Origin of the sequence: Glaciibacter superstes DSM 21135 (assembly GCF_000421145.1) — a bacterium.
Taxonomy (GTDB): Bacteria; Actinomycetota; Actinomycetes; order Actinomycetales; family Microbacteriaceae; genus Cryobacterium; species Cryobacterium superstes.
Genome location: NZ_ATWH01000005.1, coordinates 296,628 through 323,249, shown reverse-complemented (window position 1 = coordinate 323,249; position 26,622 = coordinate 296,628). Strand labels below are relative to the sequence as shown.

General features: G+C 60.8%; 24 protein-coding genes and 1 pseudogene. 10 read left to right on the top strand and 15 right to left on the bottom strand.

The features are described from left to right. Window positions 1-81: 81 nt before the first annotated feature. Window positions 82-1,182 (bottom strand): glycosyltransferase family 4 protein, encoded by a 1,101-nt coding sequence (locus tag K323_RS25185; protein WP_022884975.1) that lies wholly within the window; start codon window positions 1,180-1,182, stop codon window positions 82-84. Between the two features lie 71 nt (window positions 1,183-1,253). Here K323_RS25185 and K323_RS0109090 point away from each other — a divergent pair, with 71 nt between their 5' ends. Further along, window positions 1,254-2,150 carry a glycosyltransferase family 2 protein gene (locus tag K323_RS0109090; RefSeq protein WP_026851456.1) on the top strand — a complete coding sequence of 299 codons (897 nt, stop codon included), beginning with the start codon at window positions 1,254-1,256 and terminating at the stop codon, window positions 2,148-2,150. 35 nt (window positions 2,151-2,185) lie between these two features. On the opposite strand, the gene K323_RS25180 is transcribed toward K323_RS0109090, so the two are convergent. Further along, on the bottom strand, window positions 2,186-2,758 hold the full coding sequence (locus tag K323_RS25180) for a TetR/AcrR family transcriptional regulator (RefSeq protein WP_022884973.1): 573 nt from the start codon (window positions 2,756-2,758) through the stop codon (window positions 2,186-2,188). A gap of 120 nt (window positions 2,759-2,878) precedes the next feature. Between K323_RS25180 and K323_RS0109080 the strand changes: the two genes are divergently transcribed. The 3 genes from K323_RS0109080 (at window position 2,879) to K323_RS0109070 (ending at window position 5,077) form a co-directional block, all read left to right on the top strand. Next, window positions 2,879-3,841 carry an NAD(P)-dependent alcohol dehydrogenase gene (locus K323_RS0109080; protein WP_022884972.1) on the top strand — a complete coding sequence of 321 codons (963 nt, stop codon included), beginning with the start codon at window positions 2,879-2,881 and terminating at the stop codon, window positions 3,839-3,841. Between the two features lie 118 nt (window positions 3,842-3,959). After that, window positions 3,960-4,700 carry a glycosyltransferase family 2 protein gene (locus K323_RS0109075; protein ID WP_022884971.1) on the top strand — a complete coding sequence of 247 codons (741 nt, stop codon included), beginning with the start codon at window positions 3,960-3,962 and terminating at the stop codon, window positions 4,698-4,700. Next, window positions 4,697-5,077: a DUF2304 domain-containing protein gene (locus K323_RS0109070; RefSeq protein ID WP_022884970.1), complete on the top strand. Its 381-nt coding sequence runs from the start codon at window positions 4,697-4,699 to the stop codon at window positions 5,075-5,077. The genes K323_RS0109075 and K323_RS0109070 overlap by 4 nt, the downstream gene beginning before the upstream one ends. Before the next feature lie 13 nt (window positions 5,078-5,090). Here K323_RS0109070 and K323_RS0109065 read toward each other — a convergent pair whose 3' ends face one another. The 3 genes from K323_RS0109065 to K323_RS25175 form a co-directional block, all read right to left on the bottom strand. Further along, on the bottom strand, window positions 5,091-6,257 hold the full coding sequence (locus K323_RS0109065) for a hypothetical protein (RefSeq protein ID WP_022884969.1): 1,167 nt from the start codon (window positions 6,255-6,257) through the stop codon (window positions 5,091-5,093). Between the two features lie 99 nt (window positions 6,258-6,356). Next, entirely contained in the window at window positions 6,357-7,418 is a 1,062-nt protein-coding gene (locus tag K323_RS0109060; RefSeq protein ID WP_022884968.1) for an NAD-dependent epimerase/dehydratase family protein, read from the bottom strand. Between the two features lie 36 nt (window positions 7,419-7,454). After that, window positions 7,455-8,651: an acyltransferase family protein gene (locus K323_RS25175; protein ID WP_169515632.1), complete on the bottom strand. Its 1,197-nt coding sequence runs from the start codon at window positions 8,649-8,651 to the stop codon at window positions 7,455-7,457. 150 nt (window positions 8,652-8,801) lie between these two features. Here K323_RS25175 and K323_RS0109050 point away from each other — a divergent pair, with 150 nt between their 5' ends. Next, window positions 8,802-10,355: a DUF2142 domain-containing protein gene (locus K323_RS0109050; RefSeq protein ID WP_022884966.1), complete on the top strand. Its 1,554-nt coding sequence runs from the start codon at window positions 8,802-8,804 to the stop codon at window positions 10,353-10,355. 22 nt (window positions 10,356-10,377) lie between these two features. Here K323_RS0109050 and K323_RS28840 read toward each other — a convergent pair whose 3' ends face one another. Together K323_RS28840 and K323_RS0109040 are read right to left on the bottom strand one after the other, a co-directional pair. Beyond that, window positions 10,378-12,669: a hypothetical protein gene (locus tag K323_RS28840; protein ID WP_022884965.1), complete on the bottom strand. Its 2,292-nt coding sequence runs from the start codon at window positions 12,667-12,669 to the stop codon at window positions 10,378-10,380. Continuing rightward, window positions 12,669-12,941, bottom strand: a complete 273-nt coding sequence (locus tag K323_RS0109040; RefSeq protein ID WP_157509393.1) for a hypothetical protein — start codon at window positions 12,939-12,941, stop codon at window positions 12,669-12,671. The genes K323_RS28840 and K323_RS0109040 overlap by 1 nt, the downstream gene beginning before the upstream one ends. A 371-nt stretch (window positions 12,942-13,312) precedes the next feature. Here K323_RS0109040 and K323_RS0109035 point away from each other — a divergent pair, with 371 nt between their 5' ends. The 3 genes from K323_RS0109035 (at window position 13,313) to K323_RS0109025 (ending at window position 17,042) form a co-directional block, all read left to right on the top strand. After that, the gene (locus K323_RS0109035; protein ID WP_022884963.1) at window positions 13,313-14,233 is read left to right on the top strand and encodes an ABC transporter permease; all 921 of its coding nucleotides are present in this window, start codon (window positions 13,313-13,315) and stop codon (window positions 14,231-14,233) included. 2 nt (window positions 14,234-14,235) lie between these two features. Further along, window positions 14,236-15,408, top strand: a complete 1,173-nt coding sequence (locus tag K323_RS0109030) for an ABC transporter ATP-binding protein (protein WP_022884962.1) — start codon at window positions 14,236-14,238, stop codon at window positions 15,406-15,408. A 77-nt stretch (window positions 15,409-15,485) separates the two neighbouring features. Continuing rightward, the gene (locus K323_RS0109025; protein ID WP_022884961.1) at window positions 15,486-17,042 is read left to right on the top strand and encodes a DUF2142 domain-containing protein; all 1,557 of its coding nucleotides are present in this window, start codon (window positions 15,486-15,488) and stop codon (window positions 17,040-17,042) included. Between the two features lie 32 nt (window positions 17,043-17,074). On the opposite strand, the gene K323_RS25165 is transcribed toward K323_RS0109025, so the two are convergent. From K323_RS25165 to K323_RS25155, 5 genes are all read right to left on the bottom strand, one after another. Further along, on the bottom strand, window positions 17,075-17,497 hold the full coding sequence (locus K323_RS25165; RefSeq protein ID WP_022884960.1) for a GtrA family protein: 423 nt from the start codon (window positions 17,495-17,497) through the stop codon (window positions 17,075-17,077). Window positions 17,498-17,562: 65 nt separating this feature from the next. Further along, a complete protein-coding gene (locus K323_RS25160; protein ID WP_022884959.1) occupies window positions 17,563-18,567 on the bottom strand; it encodes a glycosyltransferase family 2 protein in 1,005 nt (334 codons plus the stop codon). Next, window positions 18,564-19,490 carry an NAD-dependent epimerase/dehydratase family protein gene (locus K323_RS0109010; RefSeq protein ID WP_022884958.1) on the bottom strand — a complete coding sequence of 309 codons (927 nt, stop codon included), beginning with the start codon at window positions 19,488-19,490 and terminating at the stop codon, window positions 18,564-18,566. The genes K323_RS25160 and K323_RS0109010 overlap by 4 nt, the downstream gene beginning before the upstream one ends. After that, a complete protein-coding gene (locus K323_RS0109005; protein ID WP_026851454.1) occupies window positions 19,483-20,715 on the bottom strand; it encodes a rhamnosyltransferase WsaF family glycosyltransferase in 1,233 nt (410 codons plus the stop codon). The genes K323_RS0109010 and K323_RS0109005 overlap by 8 nt, the downstream gene beginning before the upstream one ends. Before the next feature lie 65 nt (window positions 20,716-20,780). Continuing rightward, window positions 20,781-21,974, bottom strand: coding sequence for a rhamnosyltransferase WsaF family glycosyltransferase (locus K323_RS25155; RefSeq protein ID WP_022884956.1), 1,194 nt, complete (start codon window positions 21,972-21,974; stop codon window positions 20,781-20,783). Between the two features lie 139 nt (window positions 21,975-22,113). Between K323_RS25155 and K323_RS25150 the strand changes: the two genes are divergently transcribed. Further along, window positions 22,114-23,169, top strand: coding sequence for a glycosyltransferase family 2 protein (locus K323_RS25150; protein ID WP_022884955.1), 1,056 nt, complete (start codon window positions 22,114-22,116; stop codon window positions 23,167-23,169). 52 nt (window positions 23,170-23,221) lie between these two features. On the opposite strand, the gene K323_RS30420 is transcribed toward K323_RS25150, so the two are convergent. After that, complete coding sequence (locus K323_RS30420) at window positions 23,222-23,932, bottom strand: ATP-binding protein (protein ID WP_245570959.1); 711 nt, start codon at window positions 23,930-23,932, stop codon at window positions 23,222-23,224. 147 nt (window positions 23,933-24,079) lie between these two features. Continuing rightward, window positions 24,080-24,421, bottom strand: a pseudogene (locus K323_RS30415) (AAA family ATPase); the annotation flags it as partial. Window positions 24,422-24,879: 458 nt separating this feature from the next. Between K323_RS30415 and K323_RS0108985 the strand changes: the two are divergent. After that, window positions 24,880-25,752, top strand: a complete 873-nt coding sequence (locus tag K323_RS0108985) for a glycosyltransferase family 2 protein (protein ID WP_022884953.1) — start codon at window positions 24,880-24,882, stop codon at window positions 25,750-25,752. Here K323_RS0108985 and rfbA read toward each other — a convergent pair. Further along, entirely contained in the window at window positions 25,749-26,621 is an 873-nt protein-coding gene (rfbA, locus tag K323_RS0108980; protein ID WP_022884952.1) for a glucose-1-phosphate thymidylyltransferase RfbA, read from the bottom strand. The genes K323_RS0108985 and rfbA overlap by 4 nt on opposite strands. Between the last annotated feature and the right edge of the window lies 1 nt (window position 26,622).

Sequence of the window (26,622 nt, the reverse complement as noted above, 5' to 3'; positions counted from 1 at the left end):
TACAGGTGGGTGGCCAAGGTAGCTCCCTTGACGACCTCTGTCCTGACGCACGTTCAATTGAGCGCCAATCAACCGTGAAGACTACCGTGCGACCATTCGGTAGACGTCGACATGTTCCTGCGCGCAGCGCTCCCAGGTGAACGTCTCGGCTCGGCGCAGGCCAGCCTGCGCGAGTTCGGCTGATCGCTCTCGTGCTTCGGTGACGCCGCGGGCGATGTCACGGGGGTCTTCCGGGTCGAACAGCACGGCGGCGTCGCCGACCACCTCGGGAATGGAACCGGCGCGGGATGCCGCAACCGGGCATCCGGAGGCCATCGCCTCGAGCGGGGGAAGGCCGAAACCTTCGTAGAGGCTCGGGAACACCAGCGCAGCCGCGCGGCGGTAGAGGTCTGCGAGCTCCCCTGCGCTCACCAGCCCGCGCCAGTCGACCCACTCCGGAAGCGGTCCGAGGGAGTCGAGGTTTCCGCCGGTGAGAACCAGGGTGAGGGTCGGATCGCTCTCTCGGAGTATCCCGACAGCTTCAATCAGCTTGGCGTGGTTCTTGTGGGCCCATCCGCGTGCTGGGTACAGGAGGAAGTTCTCACGTGGCCCGAGGTTCGCACGATACTTGGTCAGGTCAACACCGAGATGCGAGACGTGCACACGGTCGGGGTCGATGCCGAGTCGGTTGACGAGCGTGTCTTTTGCAAACTCGCTGATGGTGATCACCGCATCCGCCCGCTCAGCTGCCTGCTCGTAGTAACGGCGGCGGTAGAGAAAGTCGGCCTTCGTGAACAGGTGGGGAAGGTCAAGATGCTGCACGTCGTGCAGCGTCGTCACCCACGGCTGGCGCCCGTTCGGCCAGGGAAGCGGTGCCGTGAACGGGTAGTGCACCACGTCCGCCGATGCGTATCGACTCCGGATTTGTGGGCCACGCAGAGCGGCCTCGGCGAGAGTGGTGACTCGTTTCGCTGCCCCGAGCCCGCTGCGGACACCCTGCACCACTACCTCAGCGGAGTCGGTGGAGAACCCGGCGGCGTTCACCGGAACGAAGGCCGTTGCCGTGATGTCGGTGCGCCTGGCGAACTCGGCCAGAAGTTCCCTCGTGTACGTTTCGGTGCCGCCCATACCCCCCGGCACCAGATTCAGCATCGGAAGGGCGACGTTGAGCGGGGGCGCGGCCGCAGACTGTTCCGAACTCATCAGGGCTCGATTCTATGGGACCATGGATGCCGACCGACCGTCCCCGAATGGTGGCTGAGGACAGGACCAGCGTGACACTCGACATCATGATGCCGTTCTACGGCCGCATCGACCACTTCAAGCTCGCCGTCGAAAGCGTTCTCGCCCAATCGAACCCAGACTGGCGACTCGTGATCGTCGACGACGTCTACCCAGACCTGTCTGCCGGCGAGTGGGCGAAGAGCATCGATGACCCGCGAGTGAGCTACATCCGCAACGAGACGAATCTTCGGCCGAGCCGCAACTACCGCAAGTGCGTCGGGCTGATGGAGAGCGAGTTTGGCGTGTTGATGGGGTGCGATGACGTCATGCTCCCCGGTTATGTGCAGCGCGTCACCGAACTGATCGCGCAGTTCCCTGACGCGGCGATCATCCAGCCGGGGGTTTCGGTGATCGATGGAGACGGCGTGCCGTACACACCGCTCGCCGACCGAGTAAAGAAGCGGTATCGATTCGACCGATCCGGTGCTCACCAGTATTCCGGCGACGAGCTGGCCACCAGCTTGTTGCGCGGAAACTGGACCTACTTCCCCTCGCTGTGCTGGCGGGTCTCCGAACTGCGCAAGTACGAGTTCCGCCTGGATCTGGATGTTGTGCAGGACTTGGCCATGCTGCTGGAGATCACCAAGGGCGGCGGTTCGCTGGTGCTCGATGACTCGGTGGTTTTCAACTACCGCCGACACTCGGGCAGCGTTTCGGCCGTGACCGGTTTTGATGGGTCGAAATTCGCCCAGGAGCGCACGCTGTTCAGCGAAGCCGATCGTGACTTGAAACAGCTCGGCTGGAATCGTGGAGCGCGAGCCGCACGCTTCCATCTCTCCTCCCGGCTGAACGCTCTCACCGAGCTACCAGGGGCCATCCGCTCTCGCAACCGTGACGGTAGACGCGCCCTCACCCGACACGTCTTCGGTGGCAACGGGACGCCGTGACCACACGCGCCGCTGTACCGAGAGGCGCCTGCTAGTTACGTGCGGCTCGGCTGGAACGCGTCAAGCAAGCGCCTAGTCAGGCGACTGGAGGCACCCTTCGCATCGTGATCGGCTGCCATCACGACGCCGGCGTTTGCCTCCATGAGCAGAGCGATGTCCAGCCATTCGAGGTCGCTCACGACATCTGCGTTGATCTTCGATCGGCGGATGAGCTCCTCGAACCCGTCCGCCACGATCTGCCGCTCACGGACGAATCCGTCGCCGTGCAGGAACGACGTCACCATCATGTCTGCACAGGCCGGATGCCGTGCCTGCTCCGCAGCGATCTCCTCGATCATTTGCTTCATCTCCACCCAGGCATCCGACTTCGCGAGTGATTCGGCAAGTCTTCCGAGCCACCGTTCGACGGTCGCCGTGAAGACTGCATCGACCAGCGACTCCTTCGTGGGGAACCGTCGAAACAGGGTCGCCACCCCGACTTCTGCTCGCCTGGCGATGTCGGTCATGGAGATCGTCGTGCCCATCTCGCCGAATACTGCACCAGCCACCTCGACGATTCGATCTCGATTGTCACGGGCATCAGCGCGCAGCTGAATACTTCCTGCCAACGGCCAGCTCCTCTCGATCTCTTCGTGAGGTCTCTTCGTGATCCCTAAGTGGAACCCTCGTCTCGGTTAATGATAGCGTGCCTACGTGGAACGGTCGTTCCACTTATTTGGGGAGTGCAAATGCGTGCGGTTCAGTTCTCGAAGTACGGCGGTCCGGACGTTCTGGAGATCGTTGACGTTGCAATGCCGGTTGCGACGTCGAAGCAGGTCATCGTTCGCATCACGGCCACGAGCATCAATTCCGTCGACACCGAGACGAGATCGGGACGCCTGAGACTGCTGTCAGGACGTCGATTCCCGCAGGGAACAGGGCTTGACTTCACCGGAACGATCAGTGCTCTCGGTGATGAAGTCACCGGCTTAGCGATCGGCGAACGAGTCTGGGGCCTGAAGGCGGGATTTTTCACCCGAACGACCGGAGGGGCGGCAGAGTACCTCGCCATCGAGGCGAAGCTTGTCACGCGCATGCCGTCGAACGTCAACGATATCGAGGCGGCAGCCCTTCCAGCGGTCGGAGCAACCGCGGTCGCCGCCGTCATCGACCACGGCGCCGTCGCTGCCGGCGATCGAGTTCTGGTGCGAGGTGGCAGCGGCGGGGTCGGCAGCGCCGTCGTTCAGCTCGCCCACTCCCGCGGCGCCCACGTGACGGCACTGACCGGCGCGAAGAACCAGGACTTTGTCCTGCAACTCGGGGCCGACGTGGCCCTGGATTACCAGACCACCAAGATCGACGACCTCGGCACGTTCGATGTCGTCATCGATACCGTCGGCTCCGATGTTCTCCGGCTTCGACGGCACCTCGCACCACGAGAACGCATGGTCGCCGTCGCCTTCGGATCGCCGGCAACCCTCGCGGCCATCGCCTGGTCGTGGGTGCATGGGTCCCGTCGCATCAGGACGTTCTTCGGGCAACCCGCCGCGAACGTCATCGTGCGACTCACCGAACTCGTCGAGGCCGGCTCCATACGGCCCGTCATCGACTCCATCCACACCCTCGAGAACATCGCCGAAACGCATCGAGCGCACGAAGCGGGCGGTGGCCGCGGTAAGCGGGTCGTGGCTATCGGTGACACGGAGGCTTGAGCAACGCTGCACCGTGAACCTCGATCGCCGCGTTCAAGGATGCCCCTTGGTCCAGACAGGCTCGCCCCAGCGGGGCGGGGTTCGGACGGCTTCCGGTGCTACCCATAGAATTAGGGCCATGACGTCTCCGCTGGCACGCACCCTTGTTGTGCTGCCGGCTCTGAACGAAGAGGGGTCAGTCGGCGACGTTGTGCGTGAGGTTTTCGCCAAGCTGCCTGGCGTGCAGTGCCTGGTCGTAGACGACGGGTCGACGGATGCGACTGCGTCCGTCGCTCTGCAGGCCGGCGCCGCCGTGGCGTCGCTTCCGTTCAACCTCGGAGTGGGTGGCGCCATGCGAGTCGGATTCAAGTATGCGATCGAACACGGTTTCCACAACGTCGTGCAGGTCGACTCAGACGGCCAGCACGATCCGGCTGGCGTCGCGGCACTCGTTGAAGCGCTCGAGCGCTCCGACCTCGTGATGGGTGCCCGGTTCGCGGGCGAGGGCGACTACACAGTGAAGGGCCCGAGGCGCTGGGCGATGGTCGTGCTTTCGACGATTCTGAGCAGGCTCGCACGCACCAAACTCACCGACACGACCTCGGGATTCCGTGCCAGCGGACCCCGCGCAGTCGCACTGTTCTCCGACCATTACCCGGCCGAGTATCTCGGCGACACGATCGAATCGCTCGTGATCGCCGCGCGGTCCGGCCTGCGGATCGAACAGGTTCCGGTTGCCATGCGCCCCCGTGCCGCAGGGCAACCATCGCAGAATCCGTTCAAGGCCGCCGCCTACCTCGGGCGTGCCTGCCTCGCGTTGGTGTTCGCACTGATGCGCCCGCCCATCGCCCTGAAGGAAAGCCTGGAGGTCGGGCCGTGAGCATCGCCAGTTATGTTCTCGGCGTCATTGCCGCGCTGATCACCCTGGGCGTCGTGATTGAGATGCTCAGGCGCAGACAGCTGCGCGAACGCCACGCAGTGTGGTGGTTGATCGCCGGTACTCTCGCGCTCATCATCGGTGTCTTTCCTCCTGTGCTCGCCTGGTCTGCCCACCTGGTCGGCGTTGAGGTTCCCACCAACCTCGTCTTCTTCGTCAGCATCGCAATCTTGTTCCTGGTGTCGATCCAGCACAGCGCAGAACTGACCGTTCTGGAGACCAAGACGCGCGTGCTCGCCGAAGAGGCAGCACTGCAGAAACTGCGCATGCAGGAACTGGAGCGGCGAATTCGGCACATGGAAGCCCCATCGAACGACTGATCAACACGGCTCGTCAGCCGAGAAGCCTGGCCTTCGATGATCGCTCCCGCACCGCAAGTCCCACCACGTGCACGATCACGCCGATGGTCGGACCGATCGCCAGGGAAAACAGCATCCGAGGTGCGAGGTCACCTGGCAGCAGCAGTGCCACGATCGTGGCCACAGCAGCCACAACCCACCCGGCCGTGAAGACGCCATGCTCCGAGCGCGCCAGGGCAAGCGGACCGCTGACGCACAGCACGGCCAGCACCCCAGACGTCGCCACCAGTCCGGCCACAACCACGCCGTCGAGGCTGTAGTCGCGCCCGAGCCAGGCGAGCACCGGAGGGCCGACAAACCAGGCAACGGCAGCTGCCACCACCGTCACAGCGAGGATTAGCGCCGCCAGGCGCACGAACAGCGCCCACGCGTGGTTCGGTGCCTTGCGGAAGCGAATCACGAAGTAGCTCTGCAATGAGAGCACAACGATCACGAGCGGCGCACGAATCAGATTGATGGCGGCCAGGCTGGCACCGAGCTCAGCGCGAGGCGCCTCAGGCGACATCGCCGTGAGCACCAGCGGGTACCCGCTGATCAGCAAACCCAGCGCCGCCGCTGCCACCACGGTTCGGGCAACATTCCAGGTGAGCGCGCGGTAGCCGACGTCAAGCTCAGAGCGCCCGACGACGGAACGCCGCAAGAACAGCCACAGCACCAGCGGGGTCAACGGGAACGGCACCACCACCGCCCAAACCAGCACTCCGATGTCCTGCGTGAACATCAGCACAACAAGCACCGCGAGCAGCCGCAGCACTCCGTCGACGCCGATCATCAACGAGATCGCCCGCCAGAGCTCCAGGCCGTAAAGGGTTCCGCTGAGAACGGCCACCACAACATACGACGCCGCGCCGACCGCGAGCGGAAGCACAAACATCCAGCCGTTGCCGGCGAAGATCGCGCCCATCCAGAGCGGAGCTGTCGCGATGATCACTACGGAGGTGAGAACGGATGCCGCGGCCCCGAACACGAACGCCTGCCTGCGATTCGCCGGCGCAGCATCTGCTCGCACCGTATCGACTCGCACAGGGCCGGTGCCTCGCGTGATCTCCTGCTGCACGCCTGACAGGGCGGCGATCACCAGGTAGAGCGCGGCCCAGAACACTCCGAAATCGACATAGTCGGCTGCGGAACGCGTGGCCACCACGATGGCGGTGACCAGGTAGCCGCTGCCGCCCGCGATGACCGTGGCCAGCAGGATGAAGGTGACCCCGTTCGGGGCGCGCAGCTTACTGATCGTGGATCACGCCTGCGCGGCGATCCAATCCTGCAGGCCGGCGACGCCCCGCTCCACAGACCACTGCGGCTGCCAGCCGAGCGCAGCCGTGGTCGGCTCGATGTCGCAGGAGGCGTAACGCACATCGCCGTCGCGGTATGCGCCGGTGACGTGCGGTGCCGGCGCGTGGTGGAAGTCGGCGATGTGCTGCGCCAGCTCCTGGATCGTGGTGCCGACTCCGGAGCCCACGTCATAACGAACGAGACCCTGCTTCGGGGCGTGCTTAAGTAGCGCGACGAATGCGTCGGCGACGTCTTCGATGTAGACGAAGTCGCGGGTGATCTTGCCGTCTTCGTAGATCGGGATGGATTTTCCGTCTGCGGCCAGCTGCGAGAACAGCGAGACGATGCCGGTGTAGGAGTTGATCAGCGACTGCCCGGGGCCGTAGACATTCTGCAGCCGCAGGATAACGAGGGCCGAGTCGTGCGCTTCGACCCAGGCGGAGAGAATGTGCTCCTGCGCCAGCTTGGTGGCGCCGTAGACACTGGTCGGCGTCGGCCAGGTGCGAGCGGCGCTGCTCGCCACCGGTTCTGAATCGGGGAAGTCCCACTGGGCGTTCTCGAACTGGGCGTGCGAGCGCTGGCCGGGCACATAGAGTTCGCCTGCAGCGCTACGCCACTGACCCTCGCCGTAGACAGCCCTGCTGCTGCTGAGCAGGATGAGGCCGGGCACGATGCCCGCCCGCCCAAAGGCATCGAGCATCTCGGTCGTGCCGACCACGTTGACCCGCGAGTGCCTTGAGGCCTCGTGCAGTGACTGGGCGGTGCCGGTCTCGGCAGCCAGGTGGATGACCACGTCTGGCCGCACGGTCTCCAACAGGGTGTCCCAGGCCGCGGCATCCGTCACGTCACCGACGATCATCTCGGCATCATCGTACAGTTCCGTGGGGCGAACGGTGTCGCCGTGCACCTGCGGGTGCATCGAATCAAGTACCACCCATCGCTCTGCGGAACCCGCCAGCTTCTGTGACAGGGCGCAGCCGATGAACCCGGCTCCTCCGGTGACCAGAACCGTTCCAACCGCACTCATTTATCGACTCTTTTCCTTGACCTGTTATGCGATGATCTACGAGGCACCGTCGAGCGCCTCTTGCTTGTTACGCCTGAAGAACCCGACGCCACGACCCCACCAGTGACGAATGCCACGGCCCGGCCCCTTGTCTTTCAACGACAGCGCCGGCTTCTCGATGAGGTGCCAGCTCAGCCACGCGCATCCGACTGTGATGACGAGTGCCAGGAGTGCAAAGGGTAGGTATCCGAGCCGGTACACGCCGAAATAGGCCAGCACCTGTTCGACCAGGAATCCGTAGACGTAGATGCCATAGGAGAAATCGTTCGTCGCTCCGATCTTACGGAACGAGGCTGGCAGCCGCGCCGCGCCCCAGAGCACGAAATAGGCGATCGCCGGGTAACCGATGACCCCGAGGCCGCCGAAGAAGAGCGAGAACAAAAAGACGGCACCGCTCAGGATGCCGAGCCGGTCATCGAGGGGGATCTTCTTGGAGTACACCGCGAGGCAGGCGCCGAACAGGAAGATCAGCGGGAGGGAAATGCGGTAATGATCGGCGAAGAATGGATTGATCATCCCCGGCGCTGCTGGGTTGACAACGCTGGCCACCTGCAGGACAAAGAATAGTGCGGTCAGAATTGGGACCAATATGCGAGCGCGGACAAGGACCCCGCCGAGCACCAGAACACCGATGATGAGGTAACAGATCCACTCATACGAAAGCGTCCACAGCGAACCGTTGAAGACCCCGGTGCCGACGGTCTCGCCGTACGGCGTCGTCGTGGCAAAAATATCAAAGATGCCGTACTGCCAGATCGAAAGGTTCCAGTTCGAGAGAAGATAGCCGACTGGTCCACCTGCGCCACGATGGGCGTAGCCAGCCAACTCGCCACCGCCGACCAACCAAATAATCGGTCCCACGACCCCTGCCGCAACCAGCAGCACAACCCAGAACGCTGGGAATATTCGCAGAAATCGGTGCCACATGAACTGCATGATGTCGGTCCGGGCACCGCTCTTAGTAATGAGGTACCCGCTGATCGCAAAGAAACCGAGCACCGCGATCCCGCCAAGGTTCTCCTGACCCTTGCTGATAGCCACCATCGGGTCTTCACCCCACCCACCAAGCGGAAATGCATGCGAGAAGATCACCGCAGACGCAAGGACAAGCCTGATTATGCCGAGTGAGTTATTGCGCCCGCCCAGACCGTCGCTCAAGGAACGCCAGGGCTTACCCTCCACGGCGTCTGTCACGTTGGTCTCCAGTCCGGCGGAGCGACGCACGCGCAGGTTCAGTGCAGAACCACCGATGTCACGTATCGCCGTATAGCCTGTCCTATCCTAAGTGTTGGCCGATCCAGACTTCTGGCACCACTCAATACCCTGACAGGCGCGAATTCGTACATGACTAATCAGATTCAGGATGCCCGGAATATTCGTGGGCGTTGGCGCGACTTCTTCATCGCTTTTCCCCTCCTCCTCGCCCCGATGCTCCTCTGGTCACTCGCCTCACCGCTGATGTCGGTGCCCGACGAACCCTCTCACGCCATTCGCGCTGTGGCAGTCGCACACGGGGACTTCACCGGTCATCCCGACCCTGAAACGCCGTGGCAGATCGCCGTGACCGTTCCGGCAGACGTCGCTCACACGCATGAGCTAACGTGCTTCGCTTTCAAGCCAGATGTCACGGCAGACTGCCAGACCCCGGTGGCCGGCGACCCGGAAGCACCGACAAGTGCGACTACATCGGCGGGAATCAATAGCCCGGTGTACTATGCCATCGTTGGCGGGCCTTCATTGTTCCTGTCGGGGAACGCCGCCCTCTACGGCATGCGCTTCGTGAACGCCATCGTCTGTGCGGCACTGTTGGCATTGACTTTCATGAGTCTGAGGCAGCTCCCACACTCCCGGTGGGCCGTTCTTGCCGCAGCGGTCTCCGTGACTCCGATGGTTCTCTTTCTGGGGGGATCGATAAATCCCAACGGAATGGAGATCGCAGCAACGTCTGCGCTCTTCGCGACGCTGCTCGCAACGTTCCGAACGTCATCCGGGCAGGGCGTTCTATGGGAACGTGGTGGAATCGTTATTCTCAGCGCTGCTGTATTGACGAATACTCGCAGCATCGCGCTTCTGTGGGTGCTGCTGGCAATCGTCGGAGCGCTCCTGCTTAGCCGAGCGGAAATATTGAAACCGCTCTTTCGAAAGTGGACCACCTGGGTGATCGTCGTCAGCAGTGCATTGGTATCGCTCCTCGCAGTGGCCTGGTATCTCAGACCCGCTGAGACGACGGGCGGCGGCCCCGCCTTTGACGGAGTGGGCACCAGCGCAGGCACGGCCTTTGGTCGCATGATAATCGAGACCCTCGACTACGCACGAGAGTGGATCGGACTCTTCGGGTGGGTCGATCGAGCGGCTCCGACAGTCACCATCATGATCTGGACCGCGGTGATCTTCGGCATCGTTGCGGCGGCACTCGCGCTCGCCCGTGGGCGCGCCTGCCTCGCTGTGGCGTTCTTCAGCGCGTGCGTCATACTCGTCCCGGCATTCACTCAGGCGGCGATAGTTACCGAGATGGGCTACATCTGGCAGGGCCGGTACACTCTGGCCCTTCTTGTTTGCTTGTTGATTGCGGCCGGTATTGCGTTGGACATCCGTTTTCCCCTGGCGCTATCAGGCGTCGATGGGCGCAGAGCAACAGCCGCGATTGCCGGCCTTCTTGCCATTGGGCACCTTGCTGCTTTCGTCTGGACCTTGAAGCGTTACGTCGTCGGCGAGCGCGCCTCGTTCCTCGATATGGTGAGCAACCCGGATTGGCAGCCGCCCCTAGGGTGGATCCTTCTGACGCTGGCTTTCGCCCTCTCGCTGGGTGTCGCAAGCTGGGTGTGCGTCCGAGCGATCGCGGAACCCGCGTCACCACGAGCGTCCCCGAACCTCGAGCGCCACGCATCGTCTCAGTAGGCGCACATCGCTTCCTTGTCGCTTATGCGGCGGGGCCGGTCGCAAAGACATTGGCGAACGACACGGATACCGACATCCAGGTGGCTCCACCGTTGAGTTCGGCCCATCGTGCCAGCGACATAATGGGTCTCTTCTGTCCGCCCACCAGCTGGTAGATCGTGCCGTTCGGAATACGGATGAACTGCCCGGCATCGGCTCCGTAAGCCAGTTTCTGGCAAGTGAAGCCGTCCAGCGGAACGTATGAGAACGGATACAGAGGCGCCGTCGCCGGGGTGATCTTGTGCACTGCTCCGTCTGCCGAAACGTAGTTAGTCCCCGCGCAACTCACGCCAAACTGCAGTAGCGCCTCTGACGTGGGATAGGCGTTCAAACGGTCAGCTGACGCGAAGGAGAACACTGAAACTCCTGCCGCATGCGGATAATCGAAGCTCGAGAACGGAATCTTGTTTGTGACACCGTTGATGAGGTAAACGGTCGCATCCTCCGGCGATCGCACCAAGGTTCCCGACGTGAGTGCGACCGCCCCCGTTGGCAGGCTGCGCACGATCGTGTCGGAAACCGTCGAGATAATGGGATCGCCCGTCGCGGTCAGCGCAAGCAAGGCATCCCAACCGCTGATCGGGCGGATGTCCGACGGCATCACCACGTAGACCGTTCCATTCGACGGACTCTTGACGAATGATCCTGGTGCCACCGAGCCACTGCTCGGGTAAGTATCGAGGAACGACTGGCTCACAGCGATAGGGGGAACGGCGAAGCCCCCGGCACCCGTTTGCCAGTCCAGCCTGCCGCTACTTGCCAATACGCTCGACACCACAGCGCCGGCCAGCGAAACCGTGCCAGAGAACTCCGTGCGGTTCGATGGGATCATCCCGAGGCTTTCGGCACTCAACCCGCCAGACGTGCGCCCGGGTACTCCGAGCGCGGTCACGGTCGCAGCGGGTATCGCGTACTTCTGCCCACCGCCGAAGTATACGTAGTTGCTACTCCCCCGATGGTGAACGTACGCAGAGTCTCGTGCGATCGGAGCGCCGAGGGGAAGCGCCGACACCGCACTCTCGGTCAATACGTTGTATCCCGCAGGCAAACCAGCCTCGACCTGGGAGCGAGTGTCAAGAATCTCCCGCTTCGTGCCGAGAGTCACGTAATAGCGACTTCCCTCAACGGTGGCGAGCACTGGCCCCATCGGAGGCCCGGTGTAGAAGGCTGCGATCTGTACGTCAGTCAACTGTATGTAGCCGTCGGCAGCACAGGAAGCGCCGTAATCGGCCGCCTGACCGCACGAGACGAAGGGAAGCTTGATTCCCGAGTCGTAGAAGTAGATTGTTCCATCTGGGCCGCGCAAACTTCGGCCGACAGCGTGTGCCGTCTGGTACTTGTCAAGCTGAGCTTGCGATACATACGACACGTTACCCAGCGGCGCGAGAGCGCCAAAAATCGCAAGGCTGGTTACCGGGTGCTTGACGCCCCCAGACACCAGGTAGACGGATGCGTTGCTTGTGGTTCTCATCAGGCTCGAGGCTGTCGTCGGCGATCCAAACCAGTCACTGAAGATTCGCCAGAAGTTCCTATTCCCGTACGAGCTGCATCCATCTCCCGTGCCATACATGTTTGCCAGTGCTGCGGCGTTCGGCTGGTAGGGAGTGTAGATGTAGAGTCCCGCAGTCGCCGTGTTACGAATGAAGACCGGTGCCGAGCCGCAATCAGCGTTCGGATGAAATTGGATGTAGTTGATTCGACCGGCCTGGTAATTCCAGCGCGTGGGATTTGCCGCGTAGTTCTTGAACTGCCGTGCTGCGTTATAGACCTGGTAGAAGAATCCGCCGTATGCGGGGTCGCAGGGCGCTGTGTCCGGACAACCGAAACCCGTCGCTTTGTCGAATCGGGTCTGACTTGGAGTCGCCGACGTAACGAGACTCTGTTCCTTCTCCAAGAGCACCAGGAGCGCCTTCTGGCTGATCCCACAAGCGGCACCGACCTTGGCGATGATCTGCGACGCCAGCTCGTTTTGGGCGCCCCAATAGGTATCGCAAAGGCTTGTTGCCGCCATGGTCGGCGTGTTCTGCCGAAAGTTCGTCAGGCACGCGTATGAGCTTCGGCAGGTTGGCACCTTCGATTCCGCGAACGTCTGGATCTGCCCCCAGTCGAGGGCGGATCCGTTGTAGAAGACTTCGTCGCTAATGATGTTGGACGGATCGAAGTCCGCTGCCTCTGCCGCTTGCGACGCAGGTACAGGTACCAACTGCTGACCACCGACCGCGAGAAGTGACGTCGCCACGACGAGCGCGCAGAGCATGCCGAGGAATCGACGCATTACGGTATCTCCAATGCTTGCGGTACCGAAGAAATCTCCGTTTTCGCGGATGTGTAGTTCAGCACCACGGACCACGGCCCTTTCGTGAATGAATCGATAGGTGACTGTGCCGAGGAGCAAACTGTATTCGAGACATTCGCGATTCCTTCGCTGGAAAGTTCCACGGTCGTTCCTGTTGAATCGGAAGCAAGCACGAACTGGCAGGTACCGCCGTCTTCCACGACACCGGTCACCAGACCGGCAACGGTGACGTTCGCTCCGTCGATATCCACTCCAGCCAAACTGATCACGGCGGTGGCAGGGAAGGCCGTTTCTGTGGGTCGTGGCGTCTCGGAGGGCGACTCAGTCGGACTCGCCGTTGAAACGGATGTGTTGGAAGGTCGGGGTGCGTCGGGTGTGCACCCGACAAGTGCGAGCGCCACGCTGGCACCGCCGACGACGCACGCGGCCGCTAGCGCGCGGAGCCTAACCTTACGAAGCATTGTCATCCCCAATCCTTTGCAAGACTACCGATCATTAAGGCCAGTGATCGCCAGCCACGCCAAGGGCGACCCGGCAGTGTGGCCGCACCTACGCGTCCGCATTCGGAATGATCGCCTAGAATCATCTCTGACCTCCGAATCGAAACAATGGAAAGTGGCCTATGTCGGCATCTCCGGCTGATCTGCGAGCACAGCGGATCGCATCCGAGCCCCTCCATACTGTGGGCCAGGAGACGCGGTTCTTTCGCGGAAGCGCAGCATCGGTGCGCGACGTGTGGAACCACAGGGAGCTACTCGGACTTCTGGTTCGCCGCGAACTCAAAGCGCGCTACAAAGACAGCTCTCTAGGAATCGTCTGGAGCCTGATCCGACCGCTAGCACAGCTGTTGATCTACTACTTCGCTATCGGCCAGATCCTCGGCGCCGCGCGCGCAATCCCTAGCTTCGCTCTCTTTGTTTTCGTTGGTCTCACCGTGTGGACGCTCTTCACGGAGATCATCGGAAATGGGTCGACCGCGATCGTCACCAATTCAGGTCTCGTCAAGAAGGTCTATCTACCGCGAGAGATCTTCCCCCTGAGCGCGGTTGGCGGTGCATTATTCAACTTCGCTGTGCAACTGCTGATCCTCATTCTCGCCACGATCGTCATCGGCGAGATACCGTGGCACGTCCAATTGCTCTACGCACCCTTGGCAATTGCGGTACTCGTGGTGTTCGGTACCGCAGTCGCCCTTCTCCTTTCGGCATTGAATGTCTACCTTCGCGACATCCAGCATCTGGTCGAGGTCTCCCTCATTGTGCTGTTTTGGGCTTCGCCTATCGTCTACTCCTACAGTTTTGTGCACAATGAGCTTCAAGGAAATTGGATCGAGCAGTTGTATCTGCTGAATCCGGTGACTCTGGTCGTGCTCGGGATGCAGAAGGCATTCTGGGTAGCGGGCTCCGCGCAGGGCCCGAACGTCAACTGGCCGGCCGACCTCGATCTGCGTTTGGTTCTCGCCCTTGCCGTCAGCGTCTTACTTCTGTGGTTCGGGCAGCGCGTGTTCTCGCGGCTACAAGGTAACTTTGCGCAGGAGTTGTGATTATGGCCGAGAACCCAACGATCGTCAGCATCGACAACCTGTCCAAGCGCTTCATCATGCACAAGGACAAGTCTCTCAAGGAACGCCTCGTCAACTTCGGTCGCGCCCGCCAGCATCGGGATGATTTCTGGGCGCTGCGCAACGTTTCCCTCGACATTCCCACCGGGGAAACGCTCGGGCTGGTTGGGCACAACGGGTCGGGCAAGAGCACCCTTCTGAAAACAATCGGCGGGATCATCCAGCCGACGTCGGGCAGCGTGCAGCGGCGAGGCAGGTTGGCCGCTCTCCTGGAACTCGGCGCCGGATTCCACCCCGATCTCACAGGCCGGGACAATGTCTACCTGAACGCGGCAATCCTCGGTCTCACTCGGAAAGAGACCGACCGTTACTTCGACGCGATCGTGGATTTCTCCGGCATTGAGAGCTTCATCGATACACAGGTCAAGTTCTACAGTTCCGGCATGTATGTGCGACTTGCTTTCGCGGTGGCGGTGCATGTGGACCCGGATCTCCTCCTCGTTGACGAAGTCCTGGCCGTCGGCGATGAACCGTTCCAGCGCAAGTGCATGGCAAAGATCGCGGAGTTCCAGAGCGAAGGACGCACGATCGTCCTGGTCAGTCACTCAGCTGATCAGGTTGGTTCACTGTGCGATCGTGTCGTTGTGCTGCACCAGGGTGAGATCACACACGACGGTGACCCCGCCGAAGGCATCCGCATTCTGCGCGAGGGCTACGAGGCGGACCGCAAGCTTTCTGACAAAGTGGCTGAGGGCGCCGATGCGCGCCGGCCCGCGTACTCGATCACTTCCGTCGACGCTACAACGCGAGAAGATGCAGAATCGATCAGTATCATCCTTGACTACCTGATCGAGATCTTTGAGCCCCAGGACGAATGGGGCATCGGTCTATCCATCGAGAACTCGCTCGGTCTGCATATTTATAGCATGACGTCGTTTGGCCTGAACGCGACACTTCCAAATACGGTCGGCAGTCATCGGGTACGGATTACGCTTCCTGATGTTCGCCTAGGGGCTGGGAGCTATGTCGTCAACACCGGGCTGGGAAACCAGTCGGGATTGAACTTCGATGAGCGACCGCGCGCCGCGAGCTTCGATGTTACGGGTGCTGGCTTCGGCTACGGTCTCATCCGAATCTCTCCAGATATCGCCAGCTGACTTACGGAAATAGCCTTCGGATATAGAGCCCGCGCTACGAGTCGCACATCGATTCGAGAACTGACGATTGGAGTCGGATGCCAGACGGATTCCCCAGCCCGCAATTTCGCGCTTCGAGGCCGCGCTTTGTCTTCCTCACCGCATTCGCGGTGCTATTCGCTCTGAGCATTTGTTGGGCGTTCTCTTCGCCAATGATGTCTGTGCCGGACGAACCTTCGCATGCGATCAAGGCGGCTGCCGTTGCCCGCGGGCAACTCACTGGGACCCCGAATGATGTACCCGGTCAGTCCGTCGTCACCGTACCTGAATGGGTGGCAGAGGGACATGAGCTCACCTGCTCTGCTTTCCAACCCGAGGTGACTCCGAATTGCGCAACAATCGACATCGCAGATAGTTCGCGTGATACTCGAACGGTCACTACAGCGGGCAACTATAACCCCATCTATTACGCCGTTGTCGGGTCCGCGTCTCTTATTGCCGACGGTTACCTCGGCCTCTACGCCATGCGTCTCATGAGCGCTCTTGTCAGCTGCATCTTCCTAGCCGCAATGTTCACAGCAATAAGCCAGTTGCGGAATCATCGTTGGTTGATCGTTGCGGCCGCAACGAGCGTCACCCCCATGGTCCTTTACCTTAATGGATCGGTAAACCCGAATAGTCTTGAGTTTGCGACGACAGGGGCGGTGTTCGCAAACCTACTTCTACTCTTGGAAAAGAACGGCACCCCGCGTGTTCACCCGCAGACTGTCATTTGGATTACGCTCGGCGCATCCATGCTCGCAAATACCAAGGCGCTGTCCTTATTGTGGCTACTCATCGCAGTTGTCACGGCATTCGGAATTGCCGGGGTATCCCAAATTCGGCAACTCCTCAAGAGCGCATGGTTCTGGTCCGGCACCGCAGTCATAGGAATCGCGTGTGGTTTTGCACTCTGGTGGGTCGCCACTGCGGGTAGTTTAGAGAGCCCGACATTCGCGGGAGTCGGTTCGTCGTATCTCCAGGGCCTTCAAACGATGTTTGATCGAACATTCGACTACGCAAACGGGCTGATCGGTTATTTCGGCTGGCTAGACACACCCGCTCCCGCCGGCGTTCTCGCATTCTGGGCTTTTCTGGTCGGTGCCCTAATAGTCACCGCACTTGCACTTGGCTCTGGACGAGCAAGGTGGGGTCTGATCTTCGCAATTGCGTGCTTTGTCGTCCTACCGCCCATTCTTCAGGCCGCAGTAGTGACAGAACAGGGGTACATATGGCAGGGCCGCTATATTCTGGCGCTTTTTGTCATTGTCATCCTCTCGGCAGGAGCGACCCTGGACCGACGCTTCGCCGGCGTTGGCAATTCATGGGAGCCTAACCGCCTTGGCGCCTGGATCGCTGTTCTCGCGACAATCGCGCATGCATACGCCTATATTTGGGTGCTGCGTCGCTATGTCATTGGCCTCAGCGACACCGCGTATTGGCAAGACATGTTCAGAGTGCCAGCCTGGCAACCACCATTCGGCTGGGTAACTTGGGCTCTCATCTACGTCGTAGTCGCGAGTTGTGCGTCATTGCTCATCTACCGCTTGGTGCGCGGCGACGAGTCCCCTCCCGACATGCGACCCGCACGCAAAGACGTCCAAGAAGTCACCTGAATTCTGCCGCCTCGCACCCCACACCGCTAGGGCTACAACGTAAAGTCTTGCCTGGGTTTTCCGCGGGGGGCAGCGTACACCCAGTATTTGTAGGCAAAGAAGTTCCAAGTCGTCGTCACGGTTGTTGCAACGATTTTCCCTCCGCCCCACCCCAACACCGAGAGATTGATGGTCTCGACAATCACCACCGACGCCACGGTGTTCAACGCAACAAGCAGAAGGTACTTCACCAGGCTTGGGCCATACGGTGACTTTGAGCCAAATACGACTCGCTGAAACGTATAAGAGAAGAAGAAGCTTGTGAGGAAGGCAACAGCCGTTGAAATACCCAGCGGCCAGCGCAATCCTTGACTCAAGAGAGCTAATAGCCCAAAGTCGAGCAGAAATGCCGCACCGCCCACGACAAGAAATCGCATGATCGTGCTCTGCGAAAGCCGACGGAACATCGACTTCATTGGTTTCGACTCCCCTGCAACCGTGCAATGGCGAGTCGACTTTCGAACGCCGTGCAAAGACTATCTCACTGGGTACCGCCTTCACGGTATTTCCGACTGTGCTCCAACGAGCCGGCGCGAATTGCCCTGGTGTCGGTCAGATCCACCAAGGTCGAGGCCCTATAGCTCCTCCACTTTGCGATGTGATAACGCGGATTCACCAATATCCAATAGACACGCTTTTTGCGACTGAAGCTACGGTCGCGAATCAAGCGAGCAGTATCGGCGAGTATTCCGCGAATGGTCAACTTCCACTGACCGATTCGGCCGAGTGGTGGAATGTTCTTGCCGATCTGACGGAGCCCGACTGTCTCGTCGAAGATGCGTCTGCGGTACTCATCGAGCGTCAAATCATTCGAGTGAATCACGGCGCCGCGCGGAGCATAAGCCTTGCGATATCCTGCGGCGATGAGATCCTGACCGAACAGCATGTCTTCGGAGTAGCGCACGTCGCGGTACGGGATGGTTTTCAACAGGAAATCGCGTTTGGTGGCCGAATTCACGTCAGAGTAAAACCCAATGGCATCCAAGAGTCCTTGGTCAGTCGCGAATCCGTCGTTGTAGAACACCGTCGTCCCAAAATCGGGACCGAAGCCGGCGAAGACTCCTTCGATTTCGTATTTGAGGAGTGGAAAGCAACCTGGTCTCGGGATTTGCTTCCCCATGACGGCCACCACGCCTAGCGGCTCGTTGCGCATCGGAGCGAGAATCTCAGTCAGCCAACTCAGAGTTGCCGGTATGGCATCGTGCGTCAGATAGGCAATGTACTCGCCGCGAGCAAGTTCGGCCGCCAGGTTCCTGGTCTTTCCATGCCCGAATTCGGAGTTGACGATTTCATGCAGACGAACACCCTTGCGCGAGCGCACAATCTCCAAGGTGCGATCAGTCGACCCGGAGTCAATAACGAGAATCTCATACTCCCCGTCGAAATCCTGTGAAGCCAACGCTTCGAGGATTTGCGCAATGTATTCCTCGCCGTTGTAGGTCAGGACCGCAACGGTGGCATCGATCTTCATTCCCACTTCGGTCATACCGGCATCACTCGGATGTTCTCCCACGTCTTTCGTATACCGCTCTCCAGTGTGTCGACAGGGAGCGTGCCGAATTCCTCTGTGTACCGCGTCGTATCGAGCACCACACGGTCAAGGTATGTCGACGGCACAGGGCGCGCGTCGATGGTCGGTTTGATACCGGTGACCGCCCGGATGATCTCCAGCAGCTCCGACAGACTCGCGCCGGCACCGTTCCCGATGTTGTAGACGGAATGTGTCGAGGGTCGCCCAACGGTCTCACCAATCATGCGAACAGCGTCCTCCGCGTAGATGTAATCGCGAACCATCGACCCGTCCCCGAGGACCACGAGCGGCAGGCCTTCCGTTAGACGATGGAGGAAAATGGGTATGACACCCTGGCGTTTCACTGCGCGTTGCCTTGGCCCGTACGGATTCGAGATGCGGAATGAGACAGATTCGAGCCCAAACTTCCGATTGAAGTAGCGAAGATATCCTTCGATCGCCAACTTCCCAATCGCATACGGAGAAACAGGAAGCGGCGTCACGTTCTCGTTGAGAGTCTCGAATGGTTGGTCCCCATAGATTGCACCTCCCGTGGAAGCGAAGAAGACCTTGCGGACTCCGGCATCAACGGCGTCTTGAAATAGTTCAACGCTCGACGCGATGTTCGTGCGAATGTCTACGGTTGGGTCATCCTCGGCGCTTGCCGGAGTTGTAGCGGACAAGAAATGGAACAGGTACTCCTGCCCTTCGACCGCCTTGCGCATGTCGGCACGGTTCATGAAGTCACCGCTGAACCTGCGCACGTCAGTCGACTCGTATGACACTGCCGAGGCCGAGAATCGGTCAAAGGCGCTGACGTCATGACCCCTGCGAACCAAGTCGTCGACCAGCGACGAACCGATGAAGCCATTGGCCCCGACTACGAGGCATTTAGCCACGTACGGCCTCCTCCAAGATGCGCACGAACTGACGACCGGAGGCATCCCATCCGTGACCCTCGACGCTCGCAGACGCTGCGGCCGACTGACTACTGAGGTCCTGACGATCGACGATCTCTATCATTCGCTCGGCCAAAGCATGCGGAGACGCAGCTGCAAATTCGATGTAGGGGTTACTCGAGACCATTGAGTTGTTGTCCCCCGAATTCACAACCGGAATGACGCCGGCAGACAAAAGTTCAAGGGGGAGCAGCGACATGTTCGTGAGGGAGATCACCAGACCGGTTGCGCAGCGGTTGTAGACCGCGTTGAGCTCGTCGATCTTGAGATCTTTGAGGTTCGTGTACTCGAAGGGGATGTCGTAAGTGCTCACGTCCCAGCCGGCCAGGTTGATCCGGAAGTCGGGACGCGCTTTGGCGAAGTGTTCAAGTGCCAGAATGCCTAATTCAAAACCACGACGCGGCGTCACCGGGCGTGCGTAGAACAACACCTCTTTCCGTTGACTCCTGTTTGTCAAGTTATAGAACTCCCGATTCGCGCCGAACTCGAAGGACGACGTCTCCATCCCGTACTCAGTATGGAGCTTGTGAGCAAGCCAACCACCCGCGGTGATGCCATGGAATCCGAAGCGATATGTGTTCTCCGCCAGAGTGGCTTCAGATCCGACCGCGAAGAAGTAGGGCTCGAAATCCTGGACGAAATAGAAACGCCGGGCAGCCGATTTGTCTCGGAACACGGGATAAGCGGTCTCCCAGCCGGTTGCGAACAACGCGTCAACGTCGTCGCCCACGCCTGCCGCGGTGTAATCGTGAATCGTTGCCCGCGTGCTGGCGTACGAGGGCGAGGACTGGATCATTTCGCTGATGAGGCGAACGCTGTAGGGCTGGTGCGCGCTGTAGAGGTATACGCGGACGGTATGACCGGCACGTTCGAGATAGTCGATAAAACGAAAGAGGTTTTGGTGACCACCGCTCGACTCCCCGGGCGGAGACATGATGAAAGCAACGGTCAATGATTCCTTGGCCGTGAACCGCGGATTGACCACGGCAGGATGAGGAATACTCCAGTCGACTTCGCTGGCGTCTTCATACTTAGCTTGGAAGACGATCTTCTGGGAGCCCTTCAGCGGTGCTGGCGGGCGAAAAACTACCCTCAACACGCGATTAACGACAGCCCAAGGACCCTGCTCCTTCAGCAACAACCACGCTTTTTTCAGTGAACTCACTGGACAAGGCTACTAGCCCGGCCGGTTTCGCCCCCCAGCATTCGCACAGCTTGGTAAGAGTGGCTCTACCGTGCGCTCGACTGAGCATCCATTGCGCGGTCGAATGCCGCGATGAATGTCTCGCCCGGGTCCGCCCAGTCCGTGCTTGCGACGGACTCGGCCATCATCCTGGCCCGCTCGATCTGGTTCGGGTTCTCGACGATCTCCACGAGCTTGCGCGCCATCGCCCCGGGTGACATCGGCAAGAACTCCATGTGAGGGCTGTCGAAGACCTCGCGGGTGTTTGCCGCGTCATTGACAACCGGCACAACACCGCTGCCCATGACCTCCATCGGCAACAGCGACATGTTCGTCAGGGAGAGGATCAGAGCTCCCGCACACCGGTTGTAGACACCGTTCAACTCGGAGATATCGAGGGCCGTGTGATTCACGTAAGGGAAGGGAACCTCGTATGGCGAAATGTCCCAGCCGACCATGTTGATGGTGACGTCCGGCCTCAGCCGGTGGAACTCGGTGAGCACCAGCTTGCCGAACTCGAACGCCCTGCGGGCCGTCGGCGGGCGGGCGTAGAAGAGAATCTCGTTACGCGGCTGATCGTTGACAAACGAATAGTGCTGCTTGTCGACGGCGTAATCGTAGTAGTCCCCCGGCATGCCGTAATCGGCGGTGAGCTTCTTCGCAAGCCACTTGCCAGCGCTGAAGCCGTGGAATCCGAACCGGTAGGTGTTCTCGGCCAGCACGAAGTCACTACCCCACGGGTAAAAGGCCGGTTCGAAGTCCTGCGTGAAATAGAACCGGCGAGCATTCGTCGGGTGGTGATATGCGGGATACGCGGTTTCCCAGCCCGTCGCAAAGATGACGTCGGCGTCGCGATCGATTCCGACCGCCGGATCGTAAACGCGTAGGTCACCGGCCAGATCGGGATAGGCGCTCGTGGTCTGCAACATCTCACGGATCGCGACGGTGTCGATCGGCCGGGACTCGGTTGTATAGAAGTACACGGTCACCGAATGCCCTGCCTTCTCAAGGAAGTCCATGAATCGGAAGGCGTTCTGGTGCCCGCCACTCGTGCGGCCAGGAGGTGAGATGATCCAGACGATCTTCAGATTGTCACGCTTGGGGGCCGGAGGGTCGGTTTGGAACAGCGGAGGCACTGTCCAGTCGACGGCGATGGCGTCTCTTGGGTGGACCAGGGACTCGCCGAGCTTGTTGGTGTTGAAATCAATGGCCAGCCGGTTGAAGGTTCGCGAGGCGAACATCCGTGGTCCTTCGCTGCGCAGCGATCGGATCGCACGCTGAAATCTCCCCAAGCCAGTTCTCCTTTGAGTCTTGTGGCGGCAGGTTCACACGCACGCCCTTCTTATAGCCTAGAGCCTGACCTGAAAGCAAGGGAGTGCGATGCCAACGTCTGAGCGAGTGCGATGCACGGTCATCGTGGTCAATTGGAACGGCGGCGATGACACTGCCGCTTGTCTGCGCTCGCTTATCGGCCAGAGTGCCGAGGGCGTGGCGATCGACCTTCTGGTTGTCGACAACGGTTCAACCGATGGGTCGGCCGAGAGCCTCGAACGCGACTTCCCTTCGGTGACGATGCTGCGCACCGGGCACAACCTCGGCTTCGGCGGCGCTGTCAACCACGCCCTGTCCGCGACCTCCGGCGACTACGCGGTCCTCGTCAACAACGACGCCCTGGCGGAAGACGGTTTCGTCGCTGCACTCCTTGCGCCGTTCAGTACCGACGACCGCATCGGAGCCGTGACAGCGCGCATCGTGCTCACCGGTCGCTTCGAGCCCGTGAGTGCCGACGTTGCGGGTTCGTATCGTCGCTCGGATGGCAGCCATTGGACACGCAGCGAGGTCGGCGGGGTCGAGCTTCTCAACAGCACCGGCAACATCGTCTCGCGTTCCGGCAACGGCCAGGACAGATCATGGCTCGTTCCGGTCGACGACGACAACAGCGCGGAGGAAGTCTTCGGATTCTCCGGCGGCGGATGCGCGCTGAGACGATCCACACTCGTCGACGTCGGTGCTTTCGACGATTCGCTTTTCATGTACTACGAGGACACCGACCTCGCCTGGCGCATGCGTCGCCGAAGATGGAGCATCCGCTACGCGCGCGACGCAACACTGCACCACCGTCACGCCGGCTCATCTGGAGTCAACTCCCCGCTTTTCCTGGTCAACAACGTGCGCAACCGGATTCTCACCGCTGCCAAAAACGGCCCGTCGAGCATGCTCCTGGCCTCGCTGTGGAGAACTCTTGGCAGCCTCGCCAAATCATTCGTGCAGACGTTGCGCGGGCGCCCCAGCGCTAACTCGCGATTTCGCGCGACCGTCTCTGGACTGCTCGGCGCGCTGCGACGGCTGCCGCACGCGCTGTCGATTGGACGTGAACTCGATACCAACGCACGCGAACCCCGGTCGTTCATCCGCGACTGGACAATCGAAGACTGACTGCTTGCGGAAGTCGGTGCTTGTCAATCGCTACCGAAATCTGCGCGAAAGATCACGAGCCAAGTGAGCCGATAGCAACGACTTCAATACCGTCGGGTCGACGGTAGGACGGGCCACGACCAGTCACGACTGCGAGCACGGGTGGTTCCGGGTTCGACGTATCGACATTACGGGCAAAGCGCAAGAGTGATGCGGCGGCAGCATCGATGGTCTCTGAGCTAGAGCCAAGCTTCACTTCGAACGCGGCCCAACGGCCGTCTCGCTGCTGGACGATCGCATCAACTTCGTTTCCGGTGGAGTCGCGTGCGTGGAAGACTTCGGCGCCAAGCGGTTGGGAGAGAACTCGGAGCTCGTGTACAGCGAGCGACTCGAAGAGCTGGCCAACGAAGGCGAGGTTCTGGCGCAGTGAGATGACGTCCGCGCCGAGCAAGGCTACAGCGAGCGATGGATCGCAGAAGTGTCGCTTGGGCTCCTTACGAAGCGTGGCCGAAGATCGTAAATGTGATGACCAGGCGGGCTGATCCTCAATGACGAAGATTCGTGAGAGAGCATCAAGATAATCGCGCACTGCATCCCTCGACAGCGACGCCTCATCGCGGGCGAGCGTTGTGACCGTGACCTCGGTTGCGGTCGAGCGAGCTAGCGCTAGTAGAAGCCGGCGAACTCGCTGAGGATCTCGGATCGTACCGGCGGTGCGCACGTCGACCTCAGCTACGAACGTGACATAGTCGCGTAGCGCTGCGAGGGTATCGGCGGTTGTCATGCGCAGGAGCGCAGGCCAGCCGCCTGTCGCAATGCGTGTGATTAGTGCGTCAAGGTCGAGCCCAGGGTCGACCGCTCGGGCTGGTTCGCCGTTAAGTAACGCTTCGAGTGATACCGTCCCGCTTGAGTGGCCGCTCTCCTGGAGCGTCATTGTGTGCATCCGGATTCGCGCAAATCGCCCAGCGCCCGAGTGTCGAGTGGCGTCTGTTGATGGTGCCGTCGAACCAGTCAGAATGAATTGGCCTGCGGTGTGTCTCGCGTCGACCTCGCGCCTGATCACATTCCACAGCTTTGGTTGAAGCTGCCATTCATCAAAGAGCCGCGGCACCGCGCCTTCGAGTAGCAGCTGAGGGTCGGTAGCCATGAGCGCCTCCACGCTCGGGTCGGTGTCGATGTGCACGATGCTGCGCGACCGTCTCGACGCAGTTTCTGTCTTCCCGCACGCCTTTGGACCTTCGAGCAAGACAGCGCCAGCGCGCGCGAGTCCCATTGCGAGCTCCGTGTCTGCTATTCGCGGAATGTATGCCACTGCATCCTCCATGACGTAAAAATGACGAGTCGTCAATTTGACAGCCTATCAGTCGTCAATTTGCAGACGATCGAGTCGTCGTTTTGCATACCTTCCAGTCGTCAATTCGGAACCATCTGAATCCGGCTGATTGAAACTCCTGCGGTTCGACTAGGGGCGTTAAACCTGAACAGCGTGAAGATCTCGAGCACCCTCCCTCATCCGGCCATAAACGATGACAGGACACTGCTCAACTCGGCTCAGATGCAGTGCCGGCGCGATTGTGAAGAAATGGCGAAGCAAAAGAGCCTCAGGGATCCATTCAAACCGACTGCACGCGCCGGGCGGCGTCCTGATGCGACAGACTGAACCAGCGACAATGACTAAACTGGGCGGTTGATGCTGAGTAAAGGACTTAATCGAGTGACTGAAGGCGAAGAGTGACGGCTGGTGATGCACCGCTGGTCTCAGTGGTCACCGTGAGTTACGGCTCTGCCGCGGTGCTTGCCGGGTTCTTGGCCTCGATCGCAGAAGCCTCGTCCGACCGACCGGACGTCGTCGTCGTCGACAACAAACCAGGCGACGCTGACGGCGTCGAAGAACTGACGGTTCAGTACGGCGCACGCTATCTGCCGATGCCGCAGAACGCCGGCTATGGACACGCCATGGACGCAGGAGCCGCAACGGTGCCCGAGTCAGTCCAGTGGATTGTGATCAGCAACCCAGACATCGTTCTCTCCCCCGGATCGATCGACGCCATGGTGGCCTCGACCGCCGATGCCTCGGATGTCGGCGCCGTCGGTCCTGTCGTTCTGACCACAGAGGGCGAGGTTTATCCGTCAGCCCGTGCCATCCCGTCACTCAGAACTGGCGTCGGCCACGCGCTGCTCGCCAACATCTGGCCGCAGAACCCGTGGAGCCGCTCCTACCGCCAGGAATCGGAGGCACCGCCACGCAGCCGCGATGCCGGTTGGCTGTCTGGCTCTTGCCTGCTCGTTCGCCGAACCGCCTTTGAGTCCATCGGCGGCTTCGACCCCGGCTACTTCATGTACTTCGAAGACGTCGACCTCGGCTACCGCCTCGGACAGGCCGGGTGGCGCAACATCTACACGCCAGACGCCACCGTGACACACTCTGGTGCGCATTCGACCAACGAAAACTCCGCCATCATGATCCGAGCGCACCACAAGAGCGCTTACCGCTTTCTCGCCAGCAAGTACCACAAGTGGTGGCTATGGCCGGTGCGGGCGGGCCTCCGCGTCGGCCTCGGCGTGCGCGGCTGGTTTCTCGGTCGGCGCGGCCTGAACCGCTAGCCGGCCTGGTCTGCCAGCAGGCGCTGCAGGTAGACGCCGTAACCGCTCTTCGTGAGCGGAGCTGCGAGAACCGCTAGCTGCGCGTCGTCGATCCAGCCGGCACGCCAGGCGATCTCCTCGACACAACCGACCTTGAAGCCCTGCCGGTCTTCGATGACGCGCACGTACTCCGACGCCTGCATCATCGACTCGAACGTTCCGGTGTCGAGCCAGGCTGTTCCCCGATCGAGCACCTGAACGTGCAACTTGCCCTGCTCCAGGTAACGCTCGTTGACCGTGCTGATCTCCAGCTCACCCCGCGCACTCGGTTCGATCGTCTTCGCGATCTCCACCACCGAGTTGTCGTAGAAGTACAGGCCGGGAACCGCGTAGTTGCTCTTCGGGTTCGTCGGCTTCTCCTCGATCGAGAGCGCCGTCATCCGCTCGTCGAACTCGACGACACCATACGAGGTGGGGTTACTCACGTGATACGCGAAGATGCGCGCCCCGTCGATCTCCGAGTTGTTGCGCAGCGACGACCCGAGCCCGGCACCGTGGAAGATGTTGTCACCCAGCACCAGGGCGACGCTGTCGTCTCCGATGAACTCCTCACCGATGATGAACGCCTGCGCCAGGCCATCCGGCGACGGCTGCACCGCGTACTCGATGTGGATACCGAGTTCAGACCCGTCGCCGAACAGCGCTTGGAACTGCTGGTTGTACTCCGGCGTCGTGATGATGAGGATCTCGTTGATGTCGGCCATCATCAGCGTCGACAGCGGGTAGTACACCATCGGCTTGTCGTAGATCGGCATCAGCTGCTTCGAGATGCCCTTGGTGATGGGCCAGAGCCTGGTGCCGGAACCTCCGGCGAGAATGATTCCGCGCATG